This is a genomic window from Prescottella agglutinans (genome assembly GCF_004011865.1).
Taxonomy (GTDB): domain Bacteria; phylum Actinomycetota; class Actinomycetes; order Mycobacteriales; family Mycobacteriaceae; genus Prescottella; species Prescottella agglutinans.
Map to the genome: position 1 here is coordinate 275,690 of NZ_RKLP01000007.1, position 17,963 is coordinate 293,652.

The following is a 17,963-nucleotide window of genomic DNA, read 5'->3' on the forward strand; positions in this document are numbered from 1 at the left end:
TCTGACCAGCCGATTTTGGACCTGGCGCAATATCGGATAATCTTTCCAGGCACCCGGAGAACGGGGGCAAACGAAAAACAACTGAAGGCCCCGCGAACAGGCGGGAAAACAACGAGTCCGAGTGGCGGAATGGCAGACGCGCTAGCTTGAGGTGCTAGTGTCCTATTAACGGACGTGGGGGTTCAAGTCCCCCCTCGGACACTCTGAGTTGAGACAGACGAGAAGACCCCGGTTCCTCAGGAGCCGGGGTCTTCTCGTTCCGCGTGTTCGACATCAGTGGTGCATCGCCTCCGTCCTGAGTCCGGCGCGGTCGGCCTTCGTCAGTTCCCGCACCGCGAGATCCTTCGCGCACACCAACAGCGACCCCAGCGCGCTCACACGCGGGAAGGTCAGTTCGGTGTGCCTGACGTTGTCGTGGTCGTCGGCGCCGTCGTAGACGACCGTGGAACCTCGCATCAGCCACCGCTTGACGTCGACCACCCCGGGCAGGTGACCGGTCGTCCGCAGGTAGAACGACTGCAGCAGCGCCACCACACCCAGCACCACCGGTGTCGCCTGGCTGGCGCCGTACTGGATCGACTCGCCGGTGTCGTTGAGGATGCCGGCCGACGTGATCGGCGCGCCCGGCGCGAAGGCGTCGGTCGCGCACGGTCCGCCCACGGTGCGGTGCAACCGCTGCGTGAACGGTGTCAGCCGATCGGAATCCGACGCGAACGCCTTCGCGCCGTCGCGATACCGGAAGCTGCCCTCGTCCGCGTCGTACACGGCCCCGACGCTGATCGTCTGACGGAAGATCGCCGGATAGCACATTCCCTGCGTGCCGCCGTGCGCGTAGTAGTCGTTGCCGGCGGCCACGCAGCAGCACACGCCGTCGTCGGTCAACTCCTGCAGCAGCGCACCGATCGCGTCGCCGGGCATGTCGGTGTCCGTCGTCCGGTTGTCGGCGGCTCCCGTCGCCAGACACAGGGCCGAAATCCCCAGCGACGCCCTGTGATCGAGCACCCAGTCCAGCGCGTCCCGGACATCGGCGAAGCGCCCGGTGCCGTCGTTCGCGAGCACCTTGAGCGGCACGATCCGCGTGCTCGGTGCGACGCCGGTGTGGATGCGGCCCGCGGCCGCGATCCCGGTCACGCTCGTGCCGTGGCCGTGCCCGTCCGAGACCTCCGCGGGATCGCCGCCGTAGTCGGCGGTGAAGTTCCGGCCCGGAAGGACCCGCCCCGCGAAGTCGACGTGTGTGGTCCGCAGCCCGGTGTCGAGCACCGCCACCGTCACGCCGGATCCCGAGACGTTGAAGTCGCGGCGGGCCTGCGGCGCCCGCACCAGCAGGTCCACCTCGGTCAGTTCCGGAAGGAACGGCCCTTCCTTCTGCAGCGGAGGTTCGACCGGCACCACCGACTCCGCGTGCAACATTTCGAAAGTGCCGACGGCGCTGCCCCTGAGCGCGCTGCCGGTGGCGTCCAAGCCGGGTTGGCCGGAGGACCCTTTCGACTCGTTCATTGTCCTCACCCTCCTCGAGTGTCATTTCTCGAGCGGGGAACTGCCCCCGGGGGCACTCCCCCTGGTACTACAAATGCTCCTCTCGCCTGCACGCCGTGTCACCCGTACGGCGCCCGAAAGTCCTGGTTCGGGCACTCGGTAGAATCGGGCGTCGACCCGATCCTCCGGGTCGGGTACCCGCACGAGATCAGGACTGAGTTACCCACCGATGGCACAACCGATGACGGGTATCGACCCCGCCGACCTCGACGTCTGCCTGCGGGTGCTGTCGGAGGCATCCGCGCTCGACTCCGACCACCCGGATTCCGTCGCGTTGCAGCGGGCCGTCGGCAACCTGTTCAAGAAGCTCAAGCGCCGGCGGCGCAACGAGACGCGTGACGCGATCTCCGAGGCCGATCGCGCGGTCGTCGCGGCCACCGCGACGGGATCGCCCGACCGGATCGACGACGAGACCGCGGGGATTGCCCTGACGTCCAACGCCGTCGGCGCCACCGCGGGCACCCTCATCCGCCCGCGGCCGTGCTACATCTGCAAGCAGCGCTACACGCACGTGGACGCGTTCTATCACCAGTTGTGCCCGGAGTGCGCGGCCCGCAGCCACGCCAAGCGGGATCAGCGCACCGACCTCACCGGCCGACGCGCCCTGCTGACCGGTGGCCGCGCCAAGATCGGCATGTACATCGCGCTGCGACTGCTCCGCGACGGCGCGCACCTGACCATCACCACCCGCTTCCCGAACGACGCCATCCGCCGGTTCAAGGCCATGGAGGACAGCGCCGACTGGATCCACCGCCTCCGCGTGGTCGGCATCGACCTGCGCGATCCCGCGCAGGTCGTGGCGCTCGCCGATTCCGTTGCGGCGCAAGGCCCGCTCGACATCCTCATCAACAACGCCGCGCAGACCGTCCGGCGCTCCCCCGGCGCGTACAGCGCACTGGCGGACGCCGAGTCGGGCCCGCTGCCGGCCGGCGAACTGCCCGACGTCGTGACGTTCGGCAAGACCAGCGAGGCGCACCCGGCGGCGCTCGCGGGGTCGCTGTCCACGGCGGCGTTGACGGCGTCGACGAACCTGTCGGCCGACGAGGTCAGCTCGCTCGCGCTGATCGCGGGGTCGGCGACGCCGGCCCGCATCGAGCAGGGTGTGGCGATCGACGCGGGCGGCCTGCTGCCCGACCTGGCGCACACCAACAGCTGGGTGCAGACCGTCGAGGAGGTCGACCCGATCGAACTGCTCGAGGTGCAGCTGTGCAACTCGGTGGCACCGTTCATCCTCGTCTCGCGCCTGCGTCCCGCGATGGCCGCCGCGGCGGCCCGGCGCAAGTACGTGGTGAACGTCTCGGCGATGGAGGGGCAGTTCAGCCGCGCCTACAAGGGGCCCGGCCACCCGCACACCAACATGGCGAAGGCCGCGCTGAACATGCTAACCCGCACCAGCGCCAAGGAGATGCTCGAGGACGGCATCCTCATGACCGCCGTCGACACCGGGTGGATCACCGACGAACGGCCGCACTACACCAAGCTGCGGTTGGCCGACGAGGGCTTCCACGCCCCGCTCGACCTCGTCGACGGTGCGGCCCGCGTGTACGACCCGATCGTGCAGGGCGAGGCGGGCGTCGACCTGCACGGCTGCTTCCTCAAGGACTACGAACCGTCCCCCTGGTAGACCCAGGTCACAGCCGGGAAGGGACGTGTGCCACACCCGGATTCCGTGCCGGACCGGGGATACTGGACGAGCGCACCTGTCGTCGACCGTCCAGGAGGCCCCATGGCCATCGCCGTTGCATACAGCGACAGTCCCGAGGGCCGCAATGCGGTGGTGCACGCCGCCCGTGAGGCGATGCAGCGCCGGGAGCAACTCCTCGTGCTGCAGATCGTCGACGACGCGGCGGCGGTGGCCGAGTCGGAGTCGACGCGTGCCGCCGTCACGGCGGTGCTGGACGAGGACGGTGTCGTCGGATCGTCGTGGGAGTTGCGCACCGCCGAGCACAGCGGTGACCGTGTCGGTGCGCTCGTCGACCTCGTCGGCGGCTGCGGGGCCGGACTGTTGGTCGTCGGCAGCCGCCGGATGACTCCGGTCGGCAAGTTCCTGCTCGAACGATCGCTGCAGCGTCTGCTGCTCGAGGTCGACGTGCCCGTTCTGGTGGTCAAGGAACCGCGTTAACCTGAAATCGGTTGAGGCCACGTCCCGACGGCGGGAGGTGTCGGCGTGCTGTACCGGATGTTGGCGGACGCCACCGTGGTCGTCCACCTGGCGTTCCTCGGCTACGTCGTGGCCGGGGGGTTCCTGGCCTGGCGCTGGAGGCGCACCATCTGGTTGCACGTCGTCGCGGTCACCTGGGGCTTCAGCACCGTTCTGCTCGGCTTCGACTGCCCGCTGACGTACGTGGAGAACTGGGCCCGGGAACGCGGGGGCGAGCCACGGCTGCCGTCGACCGGCTTCATCGCCCACTACCTCACCGGTGTCGTGTATCCGGAGCACGCCCTCAACCTCGTGCGTGCGCTCGTCGCGGCGTGCGTCGTCGTGTCCTGGGCCGGGTACGCGTACCTGCGGACCCGCTCGCGGCGCGGTGCCGCGGTGTGACTTCCGTCGCCGAAATCCTTACCCGCTAGTAGGGTCGGCATCATGACCGCACGATCACGCGATCTCGACGTCGTCGTCCACGGCGCCACCGGCTTCGTCGGCAAGCTGGTGGCCCGGTACCTGGCCGAGCACGCGCCCGCGGGCACCCGCATCGGGCTCTCGGGGCGCTCCCTCGAACGCCTCGAGAAGGTGCGCGCCGGACTCGGCCCCACCGCCGCCGACTGGCCGCTGCTGCGCGCGGACGCCACCGACGACGCCTCGCTGCGCGCACTCGCGGCCGCCGCCCACGTCGTCGCCACGACCGTCGGGCCGTACGCGAAGTACGGCCTGCCACTCGTCCGCGCGTGCGCCGAGGCCGGCACCGACTACGTCGACCTCACCGGTGAGGTGCCGTTCGCGCGGGAGAGCATCGACCTGTTCCACGAGACCGCCGCGGCGAGCGGCGCCCGCATCGTGCACTCGTGCGGGTTCGATTCGATCCCCTCCGATCTCGGTGTCCACGTCCTGCACCGCCAGGTCCGGGCGGACGGTGCGGGCGATCTGACGGACACGACGCTGGTGGTGACGTCGCTGCGCGGCGGCGTCAGCGGCGGCACCATCGACTCGCTGCGCACCCAGATCGACGAGACCAAGCACGACGCCGCGCTGCGAAGGCTCACCGCCTCGCCGTACTCCCTGAGTCCGGACCGCGCCGCCGAACCGGACCTGGGTCCACAGTCCGACGTCGCACTCGTCCGCGGGTCGGACATCGCGCCGGGCCTGTCCGGCTGGAAGGCACCGTTCTTCATGGGGCCGTACAACACCCGTGTGGTGCGCCGCAGCAACGCCCTCACCGGGCACACCTACGGCAAGCAGTTCCGGTACCGCGAGGTGATGAACGTCGGATCGTCGTTCGCGTCACCGGTGATCGCCGCCGGTGTGGCCGCGGGCATGGGCGGCCTCGTCGCCGGACTGGCGTTCCCACCGACGAGATGGGTGCTGGACCGGGTGCTGCCGAAGCCGGGACAGGGACCGAGCGAGAAGTCCCAACGACACGGCCACTTCACGATCGACGTGTTCGGCCGGACGACGACCGGCGCCCGGTACACCGCGCGCGTCGCCGCCCAGGGCGACCCGGGATACGCGGCGACGGCCGTCATGTTCGGCGAGTCCGCGCTGGCGCTCGCGCTGCAGCGTGACGACCTGCCCGGCCGCGCCGGCGTCCTCACTCCCGCGATCGCGATGGGCGACGTCCTGGCGGATCGGCTGCGTGCCGCGGGCTTCGAGATCCGGGCCGGGCGCGCCTGAGCGTCAGTCTCCGTTCGGGGCCTGCGACGACGCGGCTCGACCGGACAGGTCCGCGAGCGTCAGCCGATGTTTCGGCGGACGCTCGCGAATCATCGTCCGGGTCACTTCCTGATTCGGGCCCACGTGGAGGAGCTCGCCCGGACACAGCGACTCCCAGTCGGGGTCCTCGTCCATCGGTTCGGTCGCGACCACGACCGCCGGCAATGTCGCCAACGCGCCCGACCTGGCTCGGACGGTGCCGGCGCTGCTCGCGTGATCGAGGTGCCGCCGCCCGCTGGGTCCGCCCGGTCGGCGTCGCAGCACCATGAGGTCGTCGGTGTCCGGGTAGCGGAACGCCCACAGCTGGTCCGCCTCGATCAGGACGAAGTTGATCGAGAGCATCCGCAGGTTGTCGGCGATCCAGCCGACTGCGCCCGCGATCCCGGCGGCCACGTCACCGTCGTTCTCGTCGATGTGCCGGGTGATCAGCGCGAAGTAGCGCTCGGAGTCGGTGTCGCCCTGCACCAGGTCCCGGTACTCCCCGAGTTCCGCCTCGAGCGCCGGCAGGTCCTCGATCACCCCGTTGTGCGCGAACAGCCGGCCCTTCTGCTCGAACGGGTGGGTGTCGGCGAGATTGTTCGCACCGGTGGTGGCGTAGCGCACGTGCGCGACGAACGTGGTGGACTCGCGTTCCTTGGCCTCCCACGCGAACCGGCTGTCCTCGTACGCGGCGACGGGTTGTTTCTCCAGCCGTGGAGTCCCGTCCCCGGCGAAAGTGCCCAACCCGGTGCCGTCCGGCATCCGCCGGCTCTGCTGCGCGAGGCTGTCCTGCGCGTCGAGCAACCAGAAGGTGGCGTGCACACGGTGCGGGGCCGCGGACATTCCGAACAGTCGACACATGGTCGTCGTCCTCCTCGCCTCGAGGCCGGTCCCGACCAGTATGACCGCGACCCCGCGCCGGCGCGGGCGTTCGCCGCGTCAGAACTCCATACCGGCGTCGGCGCCCATCTGCATCGTGGTGTTCGCGCCGTCGAGAGATTCGCGAATGATGTCCGCGTGACCCGAATGCTGCGAGGTCTCCCGCAGGATGTGCAGCAGCACGCGGCGCGCCGTCCACCACTGCCGTTCGGGTGCCCACGGGGCGGTCGCGAGGGGTACGAGCAGATCGAGGTCGTCGAGCGATGCGACCAGGGCCTCCGTCGCCTGCGCCGCCGCATCGTAGTCGGCAAGCAGTTGCGCGACGGTCTCCTCGTCGGTCATCCGATACTGCTCCATCGCCGTCTCCATGTCGAAGGTGGCGGTCTCGTCACGTTCGAGGATCGTCGTCACCCACTCCTGCTCGGTGTGCACGAGGTGCTTGAGCAGACCGCCCAGCGTCAGTTCGCTGACCGTCGTGCGAGTACGCGCCTGCACGTCGTCGATGCCGCGCATCGTGATCAGGAAGTTGTGTCGCTGGTCGGCGAGCAGGGCCAGGATGTCGGCGCGCTCGCCGCTGGTGGTGGTGTTCTCGGTCATCGGATCGTCCTTCGTTCGGATTCGGAGTGCCTCGATGGGAACGACGCTACGGATGATTGCGGACAGCTTCGGTCCTCATTGGTCGGGCGGCGAAGATTCGTGTCTCGAGGCGTGTCGGCAGACCGACCGATCTAGCCTCGACGTCGTGAGCACCGTCCCCCACGACTTCCTGGCGGCACACCTGCCGGCGTACGACCTCGCCGCCCACGCCGTCGCGGCTCTGGAGACCGCGGCGAACAACGCGCGCGCAGCGCTGGGCCTACCGCCGCACGAGGCGGCACCGAATCCGGAGCGGATCGCCGCATCCTTCGCGGGCGACAAGATGTTTCGCCTCGCCGGCAGGCCGGTGGCGGGGTTCGCGGAACTGTCGGGGTTCTTCGCGACGTCCGACGGGTGGGTCCGCACGCACGCGAACTATCCGCACCACCGCGCCCGACTGCTCGACGCACTCGGTCTCGACGGGTCCTGCGATCGCGAACGATTCCGGCGACAGGTCGCGGCGCTGACGGCCGCCGACGTCGAGGAGCGGGCCGCCGCCGCGGGCGCGATCGCCGTCCGGGTGCGCAGCGAAAGCGAGTGGGCCGCATCCGAACCGGGCCGCGCCGCGGCGTCCGGTGATCTCGTCACCGTCCGGGTGCGCGCCGACCGAGGTCGGCGGCGGGCGTCCGGCACGGGCCCGGCGCCCCTGGCGAGTGTGCGCGTCCTCGACCTGACCCGGGTGATCGCGGGGCCCGTCGCCTCCCGCGCGCTCGCGCTTCTCGGCGCCGACGTGCTGCGCATCGATCCTCCGCACCTGCCGGAGATCGAGTTGCAGCACCTCGAGACCGGGCAGGGCAAGCGGTCGGCGCGGCTCGACCTGCGGAAGCCGGACGGGCTCGCCACCTTCCGGGCTCTGCTCGCCGACGCCGACATCCTCCTGACCGGCTACCGGCCCGGCTCGCTCGAGGCGTTGATCGGCGAGCCCGGATCGGGTCGGCCCGGTCTGGTGCACGGCCGGGTCTGCGCGTGGGGGCGCACCGGGCCGTGGGCCGGGCGACGCGGGTTCGACAGCATCGTGCAGGCCGCGTCGGGCATCGCGCTGATCGAAGGTGACGCGGGACGGCCCGGTGCGCTCCCGGCGCAGGCCCTCGATCACGCCTCCGGCTACCTGCTGGCCGCAGGCGCGATCGACGCGCTCGTCGACGGGCGGCGCGACGGCGCCGGACGCGACGTCGACGTCTCCCTGGCGCGGACCGCGGCGTGGCTGCTCGACCGACCGAACCGTCGGCAGTCGCCCCCGCCGGCGCGACTGCCCGGTCCCGACACCGTCGTCACCCATGGCGAGATCACCACGGCCCGACCGGTGCTCGCGGAGTTCGACGACTACCCGTTCCCGGCGCGCACCTGGGGAGCCGACGCGCCGCGCTGGTGATGGGCCTCGATCTCACAGCCGCTCGATGACGGTGGCGTTCGCCAGCCCGCCGGCCTCGCACATCACCTGCAACCCGTACCGGCCGCCGCGTTGTTCGAGCACGTCGACCAGGCTGGTGGCCAGGCGCGCCCCGGAGGCCCCGAGCGGGTGACCGATGGAGATCGCGCCGCCGTTGACGTTGACCTTGCTCATGTCGGCGCCCGTCTCGGCCTGCCAGGCGAGCACCACCGACGCGAACGCCTCGTTCACCTCGAAGGCGTCGATGTCGGCGAGGGTGAGGCCCGCGCGGTCGAGAACCTTGCGCGTCGCCGGGATGATGCCGGTCAGCATCAGGATCGGGTCGTCGCCGACCACGGCGAACGAGTGCAGACGGGCCCGCGGCCGCAGCCCGAGCCGCGCGGCCGCCTCCTCGCTGGTGACCAGGACGGCCGCGGACCCGTCGTTGACCGGAGAACTGTTGCCCGCCGTCACCTTCCAGTCCACATCCGGGTAGCGCGCGGCCCAGTCCTCGCTGTAGAAGGCCGGCCGGAGCCCGGCGAGGACGTCGGTCGTGGTGCCGGGCCGGATCGTCTCGTCGATGCGCAGGTCGTTCACGTAGGTGACCTGGCCGTCGAGCAGGCCGTCCTTCCAGGCCCGCACCGCGCGTTCGTGCGAGATGGCGGAGAACTCGTCGAGCTGGGCGCGGGACAGGTTCCACTTCTGCGCGATCAGCTCGGCGCTGATCCCCTGCGGCACCAGACCGTTGCCGTACCGGGCCGCGACCCGCGGCCCGAAGAAGTCCCTGCCGGCGGACTGGCTGCCGATGGGGATCCGGCTCATCGACTCGACACCCGACGCCACCACCACGTCGTACGCCCCGGCGATCACGCCCTGGGCGGCGAAGTGCAAGGCCTGCTGGCTGCTGCCGCACTGCCGGTCGACGGTCACACCCGGGACCGTCTCCGGGTATCCGGCGGCCAGCAGCGCCCATCGAGCGGTGTTGCCCGACTGTTCGCCGATCTGCCCGACCGCGCCGCTGATGACGTCGTCGATACGGCCGGGGTCGATCCCCGTGCGTTCGACGAGCGCGCGGAGCGTCGCCGCGTGGAGATCCACCGGATGGACCTCGGAGTACGCACCACCGGGTTTCCCCTTGGCGAGCGGGGTGCGGACGGCGTCCACGATGACTGCTGTGTTCATGACGGTTATCCCTTCTCAGTCGGTCCTGATCGCACCGGTGGTGAGGGCGGACAGGTTCGAACGCACCTGCTGGGTGAGTTCGTCGGCAAGAGCCTCGTCGGAGCCCGTGGTCAGGGCGTCGAGAATGCGCGTGACGATGACGACCGGGTCCGACTTCGGCACGTCGAGCCCGGCGGTCATCGGTGTGTCGGTGTAGCCCAGGTGGGCGCCGAGCACCTGGGTGCCCTGGTCGGCGAGTTCGAGCCGCAACGTGTTGGTCAGCCCCCACAGCGCCGCCTTCGACGGGCTGTATGCCCCCGGGGTCGCCAGCCAACTCAGCACCGAGTGCACGTCGACGATCGCTCCACCGCCCGCGGCGGCCAATGCCGGCGCGAACGCCCGGGTCATCTATAGCGGGCCGAACACGTTGGTCTCGAACGTGTCCCGAATCTCCTCGATCGGCGAGGTCACCAACGAGCGGGGGCCGACGACGCCGGCGTTGTTCACGAGCACGGTCACATCCGGGGCCGCCTCGGCGGCCGCGGAGATCGAGCCCGCGTCGGTGACGTCCAGCTGTAGCGGGCGGACACGATCGTCGGGCCAGTCCAGTTCCCTTCGGGCCGCGGCGTACACCTTGGTCGCTCCGCGTTCGAGGAACTGCCGGACGAACTCTCGTCCCAAACCCCCGCCGGCACCGGTGACCAGCACCACGCTTCCTTCGATCTGCATCGGATACCACCTCTGGATCGGTTCTTTGAAGCCAGTTCCGACGCTACACTCTGACTACGGGTCAATGAAGTCAGCATCTTGTGAGGTGGACCACATGCAACTCCGTGCACCGTTGGACGACAGGTCGTCCTGGTCGGCGATCGGACACTGCCCGATCGAGAAGGCGATGGGAGTGGTCGGCTCCCGGCCGGCGATGCTGATCATGCGCGAGGCGCACTACGGCACCCGACGCTTCGACGACTTCGTCACCCGCGTCGGCCTGGCACCCGCGACCGCTGCCACACACCTGCGCGCCCTCACCGACGCGGGCCTGGTCGCGCGGCAGCCCTACCGGGAGGAAGGGGTCCGCACCCGGGACGAGTACGTCCTGACCCGGGCCGGAATCGACCTGATGCCCGTGGTCATCGGCCTCTTCGAGTGGGGCGCCAAGTACGCGGGCGGCGCCGACCGACTCGAGTTCGCCCACTCCGGCTGCGGCGAGCCCGTCGCGCTCCGGGTGGAGTGCGCGGCCGATCACCAGGTCGACGCCGACGACGTCGAGGTGCGACTCGCGGAGCGGGCGCGCGCCTGACCGTCGTCGTCCGCCGAACAACTGCGCGAGGCCGCCGACCAGCGCATACTCGAACCGGTGGCCGAACGGCCGCCGCGATGGGAGAGGGATGGCACAGCCCGCGATCCTCAGCGTCGACGACGACCCGAGTGTCTCCCGTGCCATCGCCAGGGACCTGCGCCGACGCTACGGGGACAGGTACCGGATCGTCCGGGCCCAGTCCGGCGACGAGGCACTGGCGGCGCTCAAGGAGATGAAGCTGCGCGGCGACGCCGTCGCGGTCCTGCTCGCCGACCAGCGGATGCCGGGAATGAGCGGCATCGAGCTCCTGGAGCAGGGCATGGACCTGTACCCGGCCGCCAGGCGGGTACTGCTCACCGCCTACGCCGACACCGACGCCGCGATCGACGCGATCAACATCGTCGACCTCGACCACTACCTGCTCAAGCCGTGGGACCCGCCTGAGGAGAAGCTCTATCCGGCGCTCGACGCCCTGCTCGAAGCCTGGATCACCGCCGACCGCAGACCCGTCACCGAGATCCGGATCGTCGGGCACCGGTGGTCGGCGCGCTCCTCGGACGTGCGCGAGTTCCTGGCCCGCAATCAACTCCCCTATCGGTGGTACATGTCCGACGAGCCGGAGGGCGAGCGGCTACTCGAGGCCGCGGGCGCCGACGGCATCCGGCTACCCGTGGTGATCATGGGTGACGGCGACGCGCTGGTCGAGCCGACGGACTCGGAGCTGGCAGCCCATGTGGGACTGGCCACCACCCCGACGTCGGACTTCTACGACCTCGTCGTCATCGGCGGCGGCCCGGCGGGACTCGGCGCGGCGGTGTACGGGGCGTCGGAGGGCCTGCGCACCGTGGTCGTCGAGCGGACCGCCACCGGCGGGCAGGCGGGCCAGAGTTCCCGGATCGAGAACTATCTCGGCTTCCCGGACGGATTGTCCGGCGCCCAGCTCACCGACCGCGCGCGCAGGCAGGCCGCCAAGTTCGGCGCCGAGGTGATCACCACCCGCGACGTCGTCGCCCTCGAGGTGAACGGGTCCGCGCGCACCGTCCGGTGCGCCGACGGGGCCATGCTGCACGCGCACACGGTCATCCTCGCGATGGGGGTGTCGTATCGGCAGCTGTCGGCACCTGGATTGAGCGAGTTCACCGGGCGGGGTGTGTATTACGGCTCGGCGGTGACGGAGGCCGCGCGATGCACCGACGACGACGTGTACGTGATCGGCGGCGCGAACTCGGCCGGACAGGCGGCGGTCTATCTCGCGAGGGGCGCCCGGTCGGTGACCATCGTGGTGCGTGCAGGCTCGCTCGACGACTCCATGTCGCACTACCTGATTCAGCAGATCCGGCAGAACCCGAGAATCACGGTCCGGGCGTGCTCGGAAGTGGTCGGCGTGGACGGCGACGACCACCTGGAGCGGATCACGCTGCGCGACAACACCACCGGACGCACCGAGACCGTCGACGCGCACTGGCTCTTCCTGTTCATCGGTGCCGCGCCGCGAACCGACTGGCTCGACGGCGTGGTGATGCGTGACGACGACGGATACGTAGTCTCCGGGCCGGATCTGATCGTCGGCGGCAAGCGGCCGCCCGGCTGGGAACTCGAGCGGCCGCCGCACCAACTGGAGACCAGCGTGCCCGGGGTCTTCGTGGCCGGGGACGTGCGCGCCGACTCCGCGAAACGGGTGGCCTCCGCAGTCGGCGAGGGCGCTATGGCGGTGATGCTCGTGCACCGATACCTGGCCCAGCCATGAGCGCCGCGCCGCCGTGCACGCCGGAGGAACTGCGGACACTGTTCCTCTTCGAGAAGCTGGACGACGACCAGCTCGGACAGCTGTGCCGGGCCGGGCGGATCGAGGTCGTCGAGCCGGGCCCGGTGTTCCGCGAGGGCGATACCGCGACGTGCTTCTACGTGCTCGTCGAGGGATCGGTCGTGCTCACCAAGCTCTCGGGCAGCCACGACGTGGAGATGGTGCGTACCTCGCACCGTGGCGCCTACGCGGGCGCCTGGACCGCCTACATGGGCGACCGCGTGCCGCAGGTCTACAGCAGCTCGATGACGGTGCCCGAGCGGTCCATCTTCTTCGTCCTGGACGCCGCCGACTTCGCCCGCTTCGTGGCGGAGTGGTTCCCGATGGCGATCCACCTGCTCGAGGGGCTGTTCTTCGGGAACCAGAACGCCCGCGAGATCCTCGACCAACGGGAGCGACTGCTCGCCCTCGGTTCCCTGTCGGCCGGGCTGACCCACGAGCTGAACAACCCGGCAGCGGCTGCGGTCAGGGCGACGTCCTCGCTGCGGGATCGGGTCGCCGGAATGCGCCACAAGCTGGGGATGATCGCCTCGGGCGCCTACGAACCCGCGACCCTCCGGGGACTGATCGGCATCCAGGAGGAGGCCGTCGAACTCGTCGCGAAGGCGCCGACGCTCAGCCCACTGGAGACGTCGGACCGGGAGGACGCCCTCGGCGAGTGGCTCGAGGACCACGACATCACGGGAAGCTGGAACATCGCACCGACCTTCGTGCAGGCCGGGCTCGACGTAGCCTGGCTCGAGCGGGTCGCGGCCGCGGTCGAGCCGCCCGTCCTCGCCGGTGCCGTCGCGTGGCTCAACTACACCATCGAGACCGAACTGCTGATGAACGAGATCTCGGACTCCACTACCCGGATCAGCTCGTTGGTCGGCGCCGCCAAGCAGTACTCGCAGATGGACCGTGCGCCGTTCCAGGTCTCGGACGTGCACGACCTGCTCGACAGCACGCTGGTGATGCTGAGCGGCAAGATCGGCGACGGCATCGACGTCGTCAAGGACTACGACCACGGCCTGCCACGCGTGCCGTCCAACGCCGCCGAACTCAATCAGGTGTGGACCAACCTCATCGACAACGCGGTGGCCGCCATGGACGGCCGCGGCACGCTCACCGTCCGCACCTACCGCGACGGGGACTGCCTCGCCGTGGCGATCGCGGACACGGGGAGCGGGATCCCCGAGGCGATCCGCGGCCGGATCTTCGAACCGTTCTTCACCACCAAGCCGGTCGGCGAAGGGACCGGACTCGGCCTCGACATCTCGTGGAGGATCGTGAACAGGCACGGGGGCGACATCCGCGTGACGTCTCAGCCGGGACGGACCGAGTTCGTGGTGCGCGTCCCGCTCGTCTCACCGGAAGGAGACACCGATGAGTGATATCGAGGGGATCGATCTGCAGGTGCCACCCAGCGGGGTGGGCTGCGCGGACTGCGAGGCGGTCGGAGGCTGGTGGGTGCACCTGCGCCGCTGCGCGCAATGCGGTCACATCGGTTGCTGCGACACGTCGCCGGCGCAGCACGCGAGTGCGCACGCCGCGGCGAGCGGCCACCCGCTCATCCAGAGCTTCGAGCCGGGCGAGACCTGGTACTTCGACTACCGGACCCAGCAGATGTACGACGACGGCCCGGGGTTGGCCCCGCCGCGGCACCATCCGGCCGACCAACCGGTGCCCGGTCCGGCCGGGCGTGTACCCGCGGACTGGGAGGCGCACGTCCACTGACCGCCGGCCGAACCGCCGCCGGAAGTTCGACGACTAGTCGGTCGCGGTTCGCGCCCGTGGGGCCGACAGATGCCCGCGAGCGCCGTCGGCCTCGAGCACGCCGAGCACGATGAGCGCCTGGGCCGCGATGTAGGTCGCCATCACCCAGAAGCCCTCGACCGGCGGGGTGAACCAGTCGGCGAACGCGCCCATCGCGATCATCCCGTCGGAGACCAGGAACAGGCCGCCGCCGATCGCGGCGGTGCGATCGACACCCGCCGCCAGGACAGCCATGGTGCCGAGCGCCGCGCCGTACACGAGCGCCGGGACCAGCAGCGCGCCCGCCCCGGGTGCGCACGCCGCGATCAGCAGCGCCACCGCGAACGCGTACGCCACCACCCCGCCGCGATTGCGCCGCAGCACTGCGCCGGTGGTGAACGGCGCGAACGCGGCGATGTAGGTGATCTGAGCGAGCAGGAAGAATCCCACCATCAGCAGGAAAGCAATGTCGCCGTCCGCCAGATCCGGCGCGGAGTCACCGAGCCATGAGAACCCCAGCGCGACGAGTGTCAGGACGACCAGTCGACTGCGGGGGGCGGCGGTGGACAGCCACAGCACCACCGCGAGCACCGGCATCAGGAACCACTGCGTGACGTCCGCTGCGGTGTCCGCACCGACGAGTTGCGCCGCCAGGTGCACGACGGCCAGCACCGCGAATGCTGCCCACGCGGCCCGAATCGGTGTGTTCCACTCCCTTTGCACGGTCACATGCTAGGGCGCGCCCGGCCGCCGCAGACGGGATCCGACCATGTCCGCAATGATGAATGCCATGGCAGCAGAACACAGCTACGCCCTCGACGTCGCCTGGACCGGTAACCGCGGCACCGGAACCAGCGGCTACCGGGACTACGACCGCGAGCACACAGTGACGGCGCCGGGGAAGCCGCCGCTGCGCGGCAGCGCCGACCCCGCATTCCGCGGAGACAGGGACGCATGGAACCCGGAGGAGTTGCTGGTGGCCGCCCTGTCCCAGTGCCACATGCTGTCGTACCTCGCGCTCGCCGCGGCGGAGGGCGTCGTCGTCAGCGGGTACACCGATCATCCGACCGGACGGATGCAGACGCACCCCGACGGGTCGGGCGAGTTCACCGAGGTGGTCCTGGCGCCGCGGGTGCTGGTGGCGGACCCGTCCATGGTGGCGGCTGCCGAGCGACTCCACGCCGACGCGCACGGCAAGTGCTTCATCGCACGCTCGGTGAACTTTCCCGTCGAACACCGGGCGGACATCGCCGTCGAGGGGGCGGCGCGATGAGCGAGCGCACCCGGCTGATCGTCGACGTCGACACCGGCATCGACGATTCGGTCGCCCTGCTGTACCTGCTCGCCCGCGACGACGCCGACATCCTCGCGGTCCTGTCGACCGCCGGCAACGTGCCGACCGCGCAGGTGGCGATCAACAACCTGGCCTGGCTCGAGCTGTGTGGGCGCCCCGACATCGAGGTGGCCGTCGGCGCCGACGGCCCGGTGAGCGCCCCGCTGCGCACCACCGAGGACACGCACGGACCGCAGGGCATCGGGTACGCCGTCCTCCCCCACCCGACGCGGCGCCCGTCGGAGCGCAGCGCGGCGCAGGCGTGGATCGACCTCACCCGTGAGCATCCCGGCGAACTGGTCGGGCTCGTCACCGGTCCGCTCACCAACCTGGCGCTCGCGATCCGCGCGGATCCCGAACTCCCGGGACGCCTGAAGCGTCTCGTGGTGATGGGTGGCGCGTTCCAGCATCCGGGCAACACCACACCGGTCGCGGAGTGGAACATCTCGGTCGATCCGGAGGCCGCCGCCGAGGTGTTCGCCGCTTTCTCCGCGGTCCCCGAGGATCGCTCGCCGATCGTCTGCGGCCTCGACGTGACCGAACGAATCATCATGCGGCCCGAGCATCTTCGCCGACTCGCCGAACTCGCCGACAGCACACCGGCCGAGACCATCCGCACCGAGGACGACGCGTCGACCAGGTCGGTCACCTCGAATCCGGTTGTGCGACATCTGTCCGACGCGGTGCGCTTCTACTTCGAGTTCCACCGCGACCACGGGCAGGGATTCATCGCGCACATGCACGACCCGTTCGCGGCCGCGGTGGCACTCGACCCCGGGATCGCCCGGTACCGAAGTGCGACTGTCGATGTCGAGACGGAGGGGCGGATCACCCGCGGCCAGACCGTCGCGGACTGGTACGGGCTGTGGCAGAGATCACCGAACGCGTACGTCACCTGGGAAACCGATGCAGACGCGTTTCTCGAGGACCTGATTCGCCGGATCGCGGGCCTCGCGAAGACCGTTGCGGTGCCGCCGAAGCGAACCGAACGGTAGCTCCACACTGGTACCGTTTTCGTCGATCTGGATGAACGTCCAGTCGGGCGTCCGGCTGTGTCAACCAGGTCGTTCAGTCGGGAAAACAAGGCGGTACAACACGTGGCACGACAGGCGCGCGCCGTGGCAACACGGCAGCAGATCATCAGCGGAGCGGCTCGAATGTTCGAGCGGTCAGGGTTCGAAGGGGCGAGCCTCGGCGACATAGTCGACGGGGCCGGCACCACGAAGGGCGCGCTCTACTTCCATTTCCGCTCGAAGGACGAGCTCGCGAGAGTCGTCATCGACGAGCACCACCGGATGTCGGTCGACACCGTCCGGGCGATCTCGCGCACCGGCGCGAGCCCGCTTCGGCAGCTCGTGATGCTGTGCCACGAAATGGGACGACAGATCGTCCACGACCCGATCGCGCGCGCCGGCTCACGGCTCACGCTCGAGCTCAGCGGCGCCGACGGTCCGGACCGGCCGTACGTCGAGTGGATCGAGAGCAGTCGGCTGATCGTCGAATCCGGCGTCAGCACCGGCGAAATCGCCCCCACGGTAGAACCGGACGCCCTCGCACGCTTCCTGAGCGGTTCGTTCACCGGCGTCCAACTGGTGTCGCAGGTCCTCGCCCGGCGCGAGGACCTCGAACAGCGCATCGACGAGATGTGGTCACTGCTGCTGCCCAGCATCGCCACCACCGGGGATGCCGCCGAACTCGCCGAGATTCGCGCGTCCCGCTGGACGCCGCCGGCCGAACTCCAGGCGCCGATGGTGGATTCGTCCGTCGAGGCCTGAACGAACGCATCGTGTCGGCGGGCTCCGCGCCCGTTCCGGCTGCGGGGCCCGCGGGCGTCGGGCACACTGCCGGACATGGACCAACGCATCCACTTCGTGACGCTCGCGACGCCGGATCTCGATGCGGCGAGAGCGTTCTACTGCGGCGGGCTCGGGTGGGAGCCGTTGCTGGACGTGCCCGGGGAGATCATCTTCTTCCAGACCGCGCCGGGCACGGTGCTCGGCCTGTTCGACGCCGAGAAGTTCGGTGAGGACATCGGTCGACCCGGCACCCACCTGGCCACCTCGGGAATCACGTTCTCCCACAACGTCGGCAGCGCGGAGGCCGTCGACGTGCTCGTCGCCCAGGCGGTTCGCGCGGGCGCGGCGGTGGTCAAGCACCCGCAGCGCGCCGCGTTCGGCGGCTATCACGGACACTTCGCGGACCCGAACGGGGTGATCTGGGAGGTCTGCCACAACCCCGGGTGGAGCGTCGATCCGTCCGGGCGGGTGCGCCTGACCACCGACATCTGACCCTGCGTGGAGACGACGCGGGCCCCGCACCACCGGGAGTGGTGCGGGGCCCGCGTCCGAGAAGTGTTGCGGTGAA

Annotated in this window: 18 protein-coding genes, 1 tRNA gene and 1 pseudogene; 14 read left to right on the forward strand and 6 right to left on the reverse strand. The window is 70.1% G+C overall.

What is annotated here, in order from left to right; all coding sequences use genetic code 11:
* The first annotated feature begins 115 nt into the window (after window positions 1-115).
* Window positions 116-201: transfer RNA gene (locus tag EGT67_RS15145), tRNA-Leu, on the forward strand.
* Between the two features lie 72 nt (window positions 202-273).
* Here EGT67_RS15145 and EGT67_RS15150 read toward each other — a convergent pair.
* Window positions 274-1,497, reverse strand: coding sequence for a S8 family serine peptidase (locus EGT67_RS15150; protein WP_127916906.1), 1,224 nt, complete (start codon window positions 1,495-1,497; stop codon window positions 274-276).
* A gap of 220 nt (window positions 1,498-1,717) precedes the next feature.
* On the opposite strand from EGT67_RS15150, the gene EGT67_RS15155 reads away from it, so the two are divergent.
* The 4 genes from EGT67_RS15155 (at window position 1,718) to EGT67_RS15170 (ending at window position 5,365) form a co-directional block, all read left to right on the forward strand.
* Window positions 1,718-3,160, forward strand: coding sequence for an SDR family NAD(P)-dependent oxidoreductase (locus tag EGT67_RS15155; RefSeq protein ID WP_421958136.1), 1,443 nt, complete (start codon window positions 1,718-1,720; stop codon window positions 3,158-3,160).
* Window positions 3,161-3,262: 102 nt separating this feature from the next.
* A complete protein-coding gene (locus EGT67_RS15160) occupies window positions 3,263-3,658 on the forward strand; it encodes a universal stress protein (protein ID WP_127916908.1) in 396 nt (131 codons plus the stop codon).
* 57 nt (window positions 3,659-3,715) lie between these two features.
* Window positions 3,716-4,078: a DUF2784 domain-containing protein gene (locus tag EGT67_RS15165; RefSeq protein WP_127916998.1), complete on the forward strand. Its 363-nt coding sequence runs from the start codon at window positions 3,716-3,718 to the stop codon at window positions 4,076-4,078.
* A gap of 42 nt (window positions 4,079-4,120) precedes the next feature.
* Window positions 4,121-5,365 carry a saccharopine dehydrogenase family protein gene (locus EGT67_RS15170; protein ID WP_127916909.1) on the forward strand — a complete coding sequence of 415 codons (1,245 nt, stop codon included), beginning with the start codon at window positions 4,121-4,123 and terminating at the stop codon, window positions 5,363-5,365.
* A 3-nt stretch (window positions 5,366-5,368) separates the two neighbouring features.
* Here the strand turns inward: EGT67_RS15170 and EGT67_RS15175 are convergent, their stop codons facing one another.
* Both EGT67_RS15175 and EGT67_RS15180 read right to left on the reverse strand, forming a co-directional pair.
* Window positions 5,369-6,244 (reverse strand): class II glutamine amidotransferase, encoded by an 876-nt coding sequence (locus tag EGT67_RS15175; protein WP_127916910.1) that lies wholly within the window; start codon window positions 6,242-6,244, stop codon window positions 5,369-5,371.
* Between the two features lie 78 nt (window positions 6,245-6,322).
* On the reverse strand, window positions 6,323-6,859 hold the full coding sequence (locus tag EGT67_RS15180) for a DinB family protein (RefSeq protein ID WP_127916911.1): 537 nt from the start codon (window positions 6,857-6,859) through the stop codon (window positions 6,323-6,325).
* Window positions 6,860-7,004: 145 nt separating this feature from the next.
* On the opposite strand from EGT67_RS15180, the gene EGT67_RS15185 reads away from it, so the two are divergent.
* Window positions 7,005-8,270, forward strand: coding sequence for a CoA transferase (locus tag EGT67_RS15185; protein WP_241566044.1), 1,266 nt, complete (start codon window positions 7,005-7,007; stop codon window positions 8,268-8,270).
* 12 nt (window positions 8,271-8,282) lie between these two features.
* Here the strand turns inward: EGT67_RS15185 and EGT67_RS15190 are convergent, their stop codons facing one another.
* Together EGT67_RS15190 and EGT67_RS15195 are read right to left on the reverse strand one after the other, a co-directional pair.
* A complete protein-coding gene (locus EGT67_RS15190) occupies window positions 8,283-9,449 on the reverse strand; it encodes a thiolase family protein (RefSeq protein WP_127916912.1) in 1,167 nt (388 codons plus the stop codon).
* A 15-nt stretch (window positions 9,450-9,464) separates the two neighbouring features.
* Window positions 9,465-10,157, reverse strand: a pseudogene (locus tag EGT67_RS15195) (SDR family oxidoreductase).
* Window positions 10,158-10,251: 94 nt separating this feature from the next.
* Between EGT67_RS15195 and EGT67_RS15200 the strand changes: the two are divergent.
* The 4 genes from EGT67_RS15200 to EGT67_RS15215 all read left to right on the forward strand — a co-directional run bounded on the left by EGT67_RS15200 (window position 10,252) and on the right by EGT67_RS15215 (window position 14,248).
* Window positions 10,252-10,728: a winged helix-turn-helix transcriptional regulator gene (locus tag EGT67_RS15200; protein ID WP_127916913.1), complete on the forward strand. Its 477-nt coding sequence runs from the start codon at window positions 10,252-10,254 to the stop codon at window positions 10,726-10,728.
* Between the two features lie 88 nt (window positions 10,729-10,816).
* The gene (locus EGT67_RS15205; RefSeq protein WP_127916914.1) at window positions 10,817-12,475 is read left to right on the forward strand and encodes an NAD(P)/FAD-dependent oxidoreductase; all 1,659 of its coding nucleotides are present in this window, start codon (window positions 10,817-10,819) and stop codon (window positions 12,473-12,475) included.
* Window positions 12,472-13,905 (forward strand): ATP-binding protein, encoded by a 1,434-nt coding sequence (locus EGT67_RS15210; RefSeq protein WP_127916915.1) that lies wholly within the window; start codon window positions 12,472-12,474, stop codon window positions 13,903-13,905. The genes EGT67_RS15205 and EGT67_RS15210 overlap by 4 nt, the downstream gene beginning before the upstream one ends.
* A complete protein-coding gene (locus tag EGT67_RS15215) occupies window positions 13,898-14,248 on the forward strand; it encodes a UBP-type zinc finger domain-containing protein (protein ID WP_127916916.1) in 351 nt (116 codons plus the stop codon). Before EGT67_RS15210 ends, EGT67_RS15215 begins: the two co-directional genes overlap by 8 nt.
* 33 nt (window positions 14,249-14,281) lie before the next feature.
* On the opposite strand, the gene EGT67_RS15220 is transcribed toward EGT67_RS15215, so the two are convergent.
* Window positions 14,282-14,989 (reverse strand): lysoplasmalogenase, encoded by a 708-nt coding sequence (locus tag EGT67_RS15220; RefSeq protein WP_241566045.1) that lies wholly within the window; start codon window positions 14,987-14,989, stop codon window positions 14,282-14,284.
* 67 nt (window positions 14,990-15,056) lie between these two features.
* On the opposite strand from EGT67_RS15220, the gene EGT67_RS15225 reads away from it, so the two are divergent.
* From EGT67_RS15225 to EGT67_RS15240, 4 genes are all read left to right on the forward strand, one after another.
* Window positions 15,057-15,539: an OsmC family protein gene (locus tag EGT67_RS15225; RefSeq protein ID WP_127916918.1), complete on the forward strand. Its 483-nt coding sequence runs from the start codon at window positions 15,057-15,059 to the stop codon at window positions 15,537-15,539.
* Window positions 15,536-16,594 (forward strand): nucleoside hydrolase, encoded by a 1,059-nt coding sequence (locus EGT67_RS15230; protein ID WP_127916919.1) that lies wholly within the window; start codon window positions 15,536-15,538, stop codon window positions 16,592-16,594. Before EGT67_RS15225 ends, EGT67_RS15230 begins: the two co-directional genes overlap by 4 nt.
* 102 nt (window positions 16,595-16,696) lie before the next feature.
* Window positions 16,697-17,374, forward strand: coding sequence for a ScbR family autoregulator-binding transcription factor (locus tag EGT67_RS15235; protein WP_206612399.1), 678 nt, complete (start codon window positions 16,697-16,699; stop codon window positions 17,372-17,374).
* Between the two features lie 75 nt (window positions 17,375-17,449).
* Window positions 17,450-17,887: a VOC family protein gene (locus EGT67_RS15240; protein ID WP_127916921.1), complete on the forward strand. Its 438-nt coding sequence runs from the start codon at window positions 17,450-17,452 to the stop codon at window positions 17,885-17,887.
* Window positions 17,888-17,963 lie beyond the last annotated feature (76 nt).

What these genes read in the sequence shown, in the direction of transcription:
- EGT67_RS15150 (WP_127916906.1), bottom strand. Translation starts at nt 1,497, where the DNA reads ATGAACGAGTCGAAAGGGTCCTCCGGCCAACCCGGCTTGGACGCCACC.
- EGT67_RS15155 (WP_421958136.1), top strand. Translation starts at nt 1,718, where the DNA reads ATGACGGGTATCGACCCCGCCGACCTCGACGTCTGCCTGCGGGTGCTG.
- EGT67_RS15160 (WP_127916908.1), top strand. Translation starts at nt 3,263, where the DNA reads ATGGCCATCGCCGTTGCATACAGCGACAGTCCCGAGGGCCGCAATGCG.
- EGT67_RS15165 (WP_127916998.1), top strand. Translation starts at nt 3,716, where the DNA reads ATGTTGGCGGACGCCACCGTGGTCGTCCACCTGGCGTTCCTCGGCTAC.
- EGT67_RS15170 (WP_127916909.1), top strand. Translation starts at nt 4,121, where the DNA reads ATGACCGCACGATCACGCGATCTCGACGTCGTCGTCCACGGCGCCACC.
- EGT67_RS15175 (WP_127916910.1), bottom strand. Translation starts at nt 6,244, where the DNA reads ATGTGTCGACTGTTCGGAATGTCCGCGGCCCCGCACCGTGTGCACGCC.
- EGT67_RS15180 (WP_127916911.1), bottom strand. Translation starts at nt 6,859, where the DNA reads ATGACCGAGAACACCACCACCAGCGGCGAGCGCGCCGACATCCTGGCC.
- EGT67_RS15190 (WP_127916912.1), bottom strand. Translation starts at nt 9,449, where the DNA reads ATGAACACAGCAGTCATCGTGGACGCCGTCCGCACCCCGCTCGCCAAG.
- EGT67_RS15200 (WP_127916913.1), top strand. Translation starts at nt 10,252, where the DNA reads ATGCAACTCCGTGCACCGTTGGACGACAGGTCGTCCTGGTCGGCGATC.
- EGT67_RS15205 (WP_127916914.1), top strand. Translation starts at nt 10,817, where the DNA reads ATGGCACAGCCCGCGATCCTCAGCGTCGACGACGACCCGAGTGTCTCC.
- EGT67_RS15210 (WP_127916915.1), top strand. Translation starts at nt 12,472, where the DNA reads ATGAGCGCCGCGCCGCCGTGCACGCCGGAGGAACTGCGGACACTGTTC.
- EGT67_RS15215 (WP_127916916.1), top strand. Translation starts at nt 13,898, where the DNA reads ATGAGTGATATCGAGGGGATCGATCTGCAGGTGCCACCCAGCGGGGTG.
- EGT67_RS15225 (WP_127916918.1), top strand. Translation starts at nt 15,057, where the DNA reads ATGGCAGCAGAACACAGCTACGCCCTCGACGTCGCCTGGACCGGTAAC.
- EGT67_RS15230 (WP_127916919.1), top strand. Translation starts at nt 15,536, where the DNA reads ATGAGCGAGCGCACCCGGCTGATCGTCGACGTCGACACCGGCATCGAC.
- EGT67_RS15240 (WP_127916921.1), top strand. Translation starts at nt 17,450, where the DNA reads ATGGACCAACGCATCCACTTCGTGACGCTCGCGACGCCGGATCTCGAT.